At 73.2% G+C, this 7,703-nt stretch carries 4 protein-coding genes, 1 tRNA gene and 1 pseudogene; all 6 read right to left on the bottom strand.

All coding sequences use genetic code 11. The features are described 5' to 3' along the window. Positions 1 to 316, bottom strand: a pseudogene (locus FXF50_RS28935) (L-seryl-tRNA(Sec) selenium transferase); the annotation flags it as partial. 16 nt (positions 317 to 332) lie between these two features. After that, positions 333 to 428 (bottom strand) — tRNA-Sec (locus FXF50_RS28930). 60 nt (positions 429 to 488) lie between these two features. Further along, positions 489 to 1,715: an OFA family MFS transporter gene (locus tag FXF50_RS28925; protein WP_222866125.1), complete on the bottom strand. Its 1,227-nt coding sequence runs from the start codon at positions 1,713 to 1,715 to the stop codon at positions 489 to 491. 107 nt (positions 1,716 to 1,822) lie between these two features. Beyond that, complete coding sequence (nrfD, locus tag FXF50_RS28920) at positions 1,823 to 3,025, bottom strand: NrfD/PsrC family molybdoenzyme membrane anchor subunit (protein ID WP_148432097.1); 1,203 nt, start codon at positions 3,023 to 3,025, stop codon at positions 1,823 to 1,825. Beyond that, the gene (locus FXF50_RS28915; protein WP_148432099.1) at positions 3,022 to 4,065 is read right to left on the bottom strand and encodes a 4Fe-4S dicluster domain-containing protein; all 1,044 of its coding nucleotides are present in this window, start codon (positions 4,063 to 4,065) and stop codon (positions 3,022 to 3,024) included. The genes nrfD and FXF50_RS28915 overlap by 4 nt, the downstream gene beginning before the upstream one ends. Before the next feature lie 2 nt (positions 4,066 to 4,067). Beyond that, positions 4,068 to 7,337: a formate dehydrogenase gene (gene fdh / locus FXF50_RS28910; RefSeq protein ID WP_255510250.1), complete on the bottom strand. Its 3,270-nt coding sequence runs from the start codon at positions 7,335 to 7,337 to the stop codon at positions 4,068 to 4,070. Positions 7,338 to 7,703 lie beyond the last annotated feature (366 nt).

Genomic DNA, 7,703 nt, shown 5'->3' with positions numbered 1-7,703 from the left:
CCACGTCGGTGTGCCCGGCGGCGGCCACCAGCGCGTCGACCGCCGCGGCGGGAAGGGGGGCCCGGCCCAGGTTGGTGTGCAGCACGACGCCGGTGGCGTTGAGCACCGCCCGCGGGGTCGGCGCGGGCAGGTCGGCCAGCGCGGCGTCGCGTACCTGCTCGGGGGTCAACTCGCCGGCGCGGGCCCGTTGCTGGGCCCGGACGATCGCGGCCTTGACCCGCTCGCGCCCGAGCGTGCCGGCCGCGGCGGCCAGCGCCGGGTCGGCGAGCAGCGCGTCGGTACGGGGCACCCGCCGCCGCGGGTCGACGTCACGCATCGGGTCTCCCAGGGCTTGGCGGAGACGGACGGGAATCGAACCCGCCTGGCCCGGGTCCCGGACCACACCGGTTTTGAAGACCGGGAGGGGCACCAGCCGCCTGAACGCCTCCACCCAGCACCTAACCACATGTGATCTCCGGCCGCCCGACGAGGGCCGGACCGGCACCGGATCAGGGACCGGGCGTCTGGAAGTGGGGTCGTGGCTCGCCCGGTGCGGTGGGCAGGCGGGTGATCGGCGGGAGGACCAGCGCGACGAAGGCGAGGATGCCGATCACCGTGAAGGGCAGCGTGTAGCTCTTGCCGCTGGCGTCGTAGAGCAGCGCCGTGAGCAGCGGACCCACCACTCCCCCGATGCTCCAGGCCACGATCATCGCCCCGTAGATGGCGCCGGCGTTCGGCGTGCCGAAGTAGTCGGCGGCGGTCGCCGGCATGGTGCCGAAGCCGCCGCCGTACGCGAGGTAGACCAGGGCGGCGAGGGCCGCGAAGAGCCAGAACGCGGAGGCGTGCGGCAGGATCAGGAAGCAGACGCCCTGCAGGGCGAGCATGCCGATGAACGCCGGCATCCGGCCGATCCGGTCCGACAGCCACGCCCAGGCCACCCGTCCGCCGCCGTTGAACAGGCCGAGGACGCCGACCAGTCCGGCGGCGGTCGCGGCGCCGACCCCGGCGACCGCCTGCGCGGCGTCGGCGGCCTGGGAGATCAGCGCGATGCCGCAGGTCACGTTGAGCGCGAGGATCAGCGTGAGCAGGTACCACTGCCGGGTGCGCAGCGCCTCGCCGAAGGTGTAGACGCGGGTGCCGGCGACGGCCCGGCCGCCGACCGCGGGCGTGAAGCCCGGCACCTGGTAGCCGGCCGGCGGGTCGCGGAAGAAGGACGCGCCCAGCAGCACCGCGACCAGGTAGGCGATGCCCAGCGGCAGGAAGACGCTGGTCTTGTGGTCGGTGCCGGCCAGCAGCGCCTTCGCCACCGGCGCGGTGATCACCGCGCCGAAGCCGAAGCCGGCGACGGCGATGCCGGTGATCAGCCCGCGCTTGTCCGGGAACCACTTGCTGAGCATGGCGATCGGCGTGATGTACGCGGCCCCCAGCCCGATGCCGCCCAGCACCCCGTAGGTGAGCAGCAGCAGCCACAGCTGGTCGCTCGACGACACCAGCGACGCGAGCATGGTCCCGACGGCGTAGAGGATGCCGCCGCCCAGCGCCACCGGCCGTGGCCCGCGCCGGTCCTGGATGCGCCCGCCCACCAGGCTGCCGATGAAGATGGTCCCGATGGCCACCTCGAACGGCAGCACCACCTCGGCCTTGCTCCAGCCGAACTCGGCCTGGAGCGGCTTGTTGAACACGCTCCACGCGTAGACGGCGCCCAGCGCGAGCTGGACGAGCACGGCCGCGATCACGAGGCCCCATCGGCCCCGTGTCGGTGGTGGATTCCCCCGCGAACGAGCGGCTGTTGTGGCCATGAGCGGTACCCCCGTATCGGCTCATGGGCCGGCGCCTGTCCTGCCTATCCCCCGTTCGGGCCGGCGCCCGGCCCGCTGATGTGTGTTTGCTGGTCTGCCCGCCGCTGCGCGCGTTCCCGCTGCGGCACGACGGTGTACTTCGGGTCCTTCGCCGAGGTGACTCCGCCGTGGAAGATGCCGAACCGGGTGCAGACCGAGGCGGCGAGCAGCGCGCCGCCGGAGAGCCCGGAGAGCAACCGGCTGCGGCGACCCACCAGCGCGCCGAGCACCCCGGCGGCGGTGAGCGCCCGCCCGGCGCGCAGCAGCTTCCCGGCCGTGCCGGTCGCGTAGGGCTCGCTGAGCAGGCCCATGCGGGTCTCCACCCGGTGCGCGCCCCACAGCTCCAGGGCCGCGCCGGCCACCGCGAGCCGCCGCGCCGGCCCGGCCTGCCCGGTGGGCGCGGCCAGCAGCCCGACGCCGGCCCCGCTGGCCAGCGCGCTGCCCGCGAAGATGACCGGCAGTTCCGGGTACGCCTCGTGCCACGACGGCACCGCCGTGTCGGCGAGCAGCACCCCGGTGTACGTGGCCAGGGCGGGCGCGGTGACCGCGGCAACCAGACCGGCGGCGTTGCCGGTCGGCGGCAGCAGCCTCCGGCCGAGCCCGAGCAGCCCGCGCTCCGGCAGCCAGGGCGCGGCCTCGGCGACCGCCGCCACACCGGCGGCCGGCCCGAAGGCGGTGAGGATCCAGGTGCCCACGGACATCGGGGAGGTCAGCTTCGCCACCCGCAGCATGTGGTGGAACCGGCTGGGCTTGCCCAGGTCGCTGACGAGGAAGTACGCGCTGGCGCTGACCGCCGCCAGCGACGTGACCCGGCCGGCACGGCGCAGCGCCGGCCGCCGGGTGAGCTGCCCGCCGGCGGCCAGCAGCGACGACCCGGCCGCGAGACCGCCGGTGAACAGGTACGCGGCGATGTCCCACTTCCACACCGGCGCCTTGAGGATCGGCCGCCCGTAGTAGGAGGTGAACGTCGCCGGTGGCACATTGAGCTGCTCGCCGCCCCGGCCGCCGCGCCGGCGCGGTCGCCCGGCCGGCTCGACATCGCGCGGCGGATACGGGGCGAGGCCGGCCTCCCGGGCCCCGGCGTCGGTCCGGGCCGGGCCGGGGTCGAAGGCGGTAGCCCGGCTGCCGCGCTCCCGGTGCGGGCCCTCGACGGCGAGCCGGTCACGGAAGCGGCGGAACAGGTCGCCCACCGGGCGGTCCGGACTCACGATGAACCTCCGACGAACGCGGCGACGGCCGCCGCCGTCATGGCCAGGGCGGCCAGCCCGGCCCGCTTCCACATCTTCGGCAGGTCCCGGGTGGTGACCACCGGATCCGGCGGCAGGCCGTAGACCTCCGGCTCGTCGAGGAGCAGGAAGAACGCGCCGTCGCCGCCGACGCCGTCGGTCGGGTCGTGGCCGTAGAGGCGGGCCTCCGGCACACCGCGGTCGTGCAGCTGCGCCACCCGCTGGGCGGCGCGTTCCCGCAGCTCGTCCAGGGGCCCGAACTGGATCGACTCGGTCGGGCAGGCCTGTGCGCAGGCCGGCGTCTTCCCGGCGCCGAGCCGGTCGTAGCAGAGCGTGCACTTCCACGCGCGCCCGTCGCCCTTGCGCTGGTCGATCACGCCGTACGGGCAGGCGGAGATGCAGTAGCCGCAGCCGTTGCAGATGTCCTCCTGCACCACGACCGTGCCGAACTCGGTGCGGAACAGCGACCCGGTGGGGCAGACGTCCAGGCAGGCGGCGTGGGTGCAGTGCTTGCAGACGTTCGACATCATCAGCCAGCGGAAGTCGGTGCGCGTCTCGGCGCCGGTGGACCTGCCGGGCGGCTGGGCGCCGGGCATGCCGAGGAACTCCGGCCCGGCGGCCATCCGCGCGGCGGCCTCCGGCTGACCGGGTGGCAGGCCGGGGTCGGTGCCGGTGTCCTGCGCCGTGCCGGCGGCGGCCGCCGCGCTGGCCGGGCTGACCGCCTCCCCGACCGGCTCGCCCGCGAACGGCGGGGTGCGGTGCCCGGCCGGGCGGGGCTGCTCGATGAAGGCGACGTGCCGCCACGAGTTGGCGGTCAACGCGCCGGTGTTGTCGTACGACATGCCGAGCAGGTCGAAGCCGGAGGCGGGAACGTCGTTCCACTCCTTGCAGGCCACCTCGCACGCCTTGCAGCCGATGCAGACGCTCGTGTCGGTGAAGAAGCCCACCCGGGGCTCGCCATCGGTCCAGCCGGCGTCCGGCGCGGGGTCGAGCGGTCCGTAGAGGCTGTTGCCCTCCAGCAGGCTCATCCGTGGCTCCCGTCCGCGCCGGCCTCCGTGGTGATGATCGGGCTGCGGTGCTCCGGGGTCAGCCCCGCGCGCCGCTGGTAGTCGGCCACCAGGTCGAGCAGGGCCGCACCGGTGGGCCGACGGCCGGGACGGACGTCGCAGGTGCCCACCTTGCTCTCCTGGATGAGCACGTTCGGATCCAGCGTGATCCCGAAGAGGTCGTTGACCGAGTCGCCGGTGACCAGGCCCTCGCGGCCGAAGTGATACGGCAGCCACACCTGGTGGATCACCCGGCCCTCCACCCGCAGCGGGGTGAGCCGGTCGGTGACCAGCACCTTGGCCTCGATCGCCGCCCGGCCCGTGACCAGGTGCGCCCATCCGAGGTGGGCCAGCCCGACCTCGGCGGCCAGCTCCGGCGAGACCTCCACGAACATCTCCGGCTGCAACTCCGACAGCGGCCGGACGAAGCGGCTCATGCCGCCGGCGGTGTGGTGCTCGGTGAGCCGGCTGACCGTGAAGACGTACGGGAACACCTCGCTGTGCTGCTCCGGCGGGCTCGGGTTCATCCGGTTCACCGGGGTCTCGTACACCTTGCGGACCGGGTTCGCCTGCTGGCCGTACATCGGGTTGCGCAGCGGCGACTCGACGGGCTCGTAGTGCGTCGGCAGCGGCCCGTCGATGACGCCGGCGGGCGCGAAGAGCCAGCCCTTCCCGTCGCCCTGCATGATGAAGGCGTCGTCGCCGGCGATCCCCTCGGTGCCGGTCGCGCTCTCGGGCGGCCGGTACGTCGGCGCCTTCGTCTTCTCGAAGTCCGGCACGTCGTAGCCGGTCCACTCGCCCTTGTCCGGGTCCCACCAGACGTACTTCTTGCGCTCGCTCCACGGCCGGCCGTCCGGGTCGGCGGAGGCGCGGTTGTAGAGGGTGCGCCGGTTCGCCGGCCAGGCCCAGCCCCACTCAGCGGCCACCCAGTCCTGCTCGTGCCGTGACTTGCGGCGGGCGGCCTGGTTGACGCCGTCGGCGTAGACGCCGGAGTAGATCCAGCAGCCGACCGCGGTGGAGCCGTCGGCCCTGGCCTCCGGGAACCCGCTCAGGGGGCGGCCGGTGGCCACCTCGTAGCCGTTGATCTCCTTGAGCACCGCCTCGGCGCTCGGCTCGGCCTGCGGGCCGTGCGTCGGGTAGTCCCAGGCCAGGTCGAGCAGGGCCCGGTCGCGGGGCTTGGTGGAGCCGGCCAGCTTCTCCCGCAGCACCCGGCCGAGGTGGTAGAAGAACCACAGCTCCGAGCGGCAGTCGTCGGGCGCGTCGACGGCCTTCTCCCGCCACTGGAGCAGGCGCTGGGTCTGGGTGAAGGTGCCCTCCTTCTCCACGTGGGAGGCAGCGGGCAGGAAGAACACCTCGGTGCGGCACTCCTCCGGCACGATCTCGCCGGTCTCCACCTCCGGGCTGTTCCGCCAGAAGGTGGCGCTCTCGATCATGAACAGGTCGCGGACGACCAGCCAGTCCAGGTTGGCCATGCCGAGGCGCTGGGCCTTGCCGTGCGCCGAGCCGACCGCCGGGTTCTGGCCGAGCAGGAAGTAGCCCTTCACCTTGCCGTCGATCATGTTCAGCACCTGCTGGTACGTCCCGTGGTCGCCGGTCATCCGGGGCAGGTAGCCGTAGCAGAAGTCGTTCTCCGGCGTCGCCGCGTCGCCCCAGTACGCCTTGAGCAGGCTCGCCGCGAAGGCGTCGGCGTTGCCCCAGAAGCCCTTCTGGCCCGGGTGGCGGATGGCGTCCACCCAGTCGCGGTAGGTCGGGTGCTGGGCGTGGTGCGGCATCGGCAGGTAGCCCGGCAGCAGGTTGAACAGCGTGGGGATGTCGGTCGAGCCCTGGATGCTGGCGTGCCCGCGCAGCGCCAGGATGCCACCGCCCGGGCGGCCCATGTTCCCCAGCAGCAGCTGGATGATGGCCCCGGTGCGGATGTACTGCACGCCGACGCTGTGCTGGGTCCAGCCCACCGAGTAGACCAGCGCGCCGGTGCGCTCCCGGCCGGAGTTCTCCGTCCAGGCCCGGGCCAGCTCCAGGAACTTCTCCTGCGGGATCCCGCACACCCGTTCGACCATTTCCGGCGTGTAGCGGGCGAAGTGCCGCTTGAGGATCTGGTAGACGCAGCGGGGATCCTGCAGGGTCTCGTCCCGCGTGGTCTGACCGGGCACCGGCATGCCGTGCGACTCGTGCCGCAGCGCGGCCGCGGTCTCCCGCTCCATGCCGGTGTCCGCGGCCCCGCCGCGGCGCTCCTGCCCCACGTACTGCCAGCTCCTCTGGTCGTACGCCCGGGTCTCGGGATTAAAGCCGGAGAAGAGGCCGTCGAGGTCCTCGGTGTCGCGGAAGTCGTCGCTGACGATCGTGGCCGCGTTGGTGTAGGCCAGCACGTACTCCCGGAAGTCCAGCTCGTTCTCCAGGATGTACCGCACCACGCCGCCGAGCAGCGCGATGTCGGTGCCCGCCCGGATGGGCAGGTACGTGTCGGCGAGCGCGCTGGTCCGGGTGAACCGGGGATCCACGTGGAAGACCTTGGCGCCCCGCTTCTTGGCCTCCATCACCCACTGGAAGCCCACCGGGTGGGCCTCGGCCATGTTGGAGCCCTGGATGACGATGACGTCAGAGTTGATCAGCGCCTGCTGGAAGTCCGTCGCGCCGCCGCGACCGAAGCTGGTCCCCAGACCGGGGACGGTGGCGGAGTGTCAAATACGGGCCTGGTTCTCGATCTGGAGCGCCCCCATCGCCGTGAACAGCTTCTTGATGAGGTAGTTCTCCTCGTTGTCCAGCGTCGCCCCGCCCAGGCTGGAGATGCCCAGCGTCCGGTTGAGCGGGCGGCCCTGGTCGTCCACGTCCTCCCAGGTCTCGTCGCGGGCGGCGAGGATCCGGTCGGCGATCATGTCGAGCGCGACGTCGAGGTCCAGGTCCTCCCACTCCGTGCCGTACGGCCGGCGGTAGCGGACCTTGGTCTGCCGCAGCGGGCTCGTCACCAGGCTCTTGCTGGCCGAGCCCTTCGGGCAGAGCCGGCCGCGGGAGATCGGGCTGTCCGGGTCGCCCTCGATCTGGGTGACCTGCCCGTCCTTCACGAACACCCGCTGCCCGCAGCCCACCGCGCAGTAGGGGCAGACCGACCGGGCCATGCTGTCGGCGGTCTCGGTGCGCGCGGTCAGCGCCGCCGAGCGGGCCGACTGCGCGGCGGCGCCCCGGCCCAGCGGGTCGGTGCCGGTGAGCTGCCGGTAGACCGGCCAACCCTGGATGAAGGTCTTCAGACCCATCGCGGCGCACCTCCTCCCGGCGTGGCCGGTAGCTGACCTTTTGAACATTAGGCCAGCCGCATGGTGCCCGCGACCCGAGGCGCGAAACAGCCCGCCCCGGCCGGTGGGGGCTCACGGCCCGGGGCGCGAAAACAGCGGCGCCCCGGCCGGATGGCCGAGGCGCCGCTGGGCGTCGGTGTGCAGGTCGCCTCTCGGCGAGTGGCGCGACGCGGCTCCAGCCGGACGGTATTCCGCGAAGGCAATTTAGGTGAGGCCCGGGGACACTGGACACACCGACGCTCTGCACAACGGTACTGGGTCGCCCGTTCTTCCGCGCGGTCTCGGTGACTGCGGTCACGGGGACGCCGCTGGCCGGCACCCGTGTTC

Origin of the sequence: Micromonospora sp. AP08, assembly GCF_008085935.1 — a bacterium.
Classification (GTDB): domain Bacteria; phylum Actinomycetota; class Actinomycetes; order Mycobacteriales; family Micromonosporaceae; genus Micromonospora; species Micromonospora chersina.
This window is presented reverse-complemented; position numbering and strand designations above follow the sequence as displayed.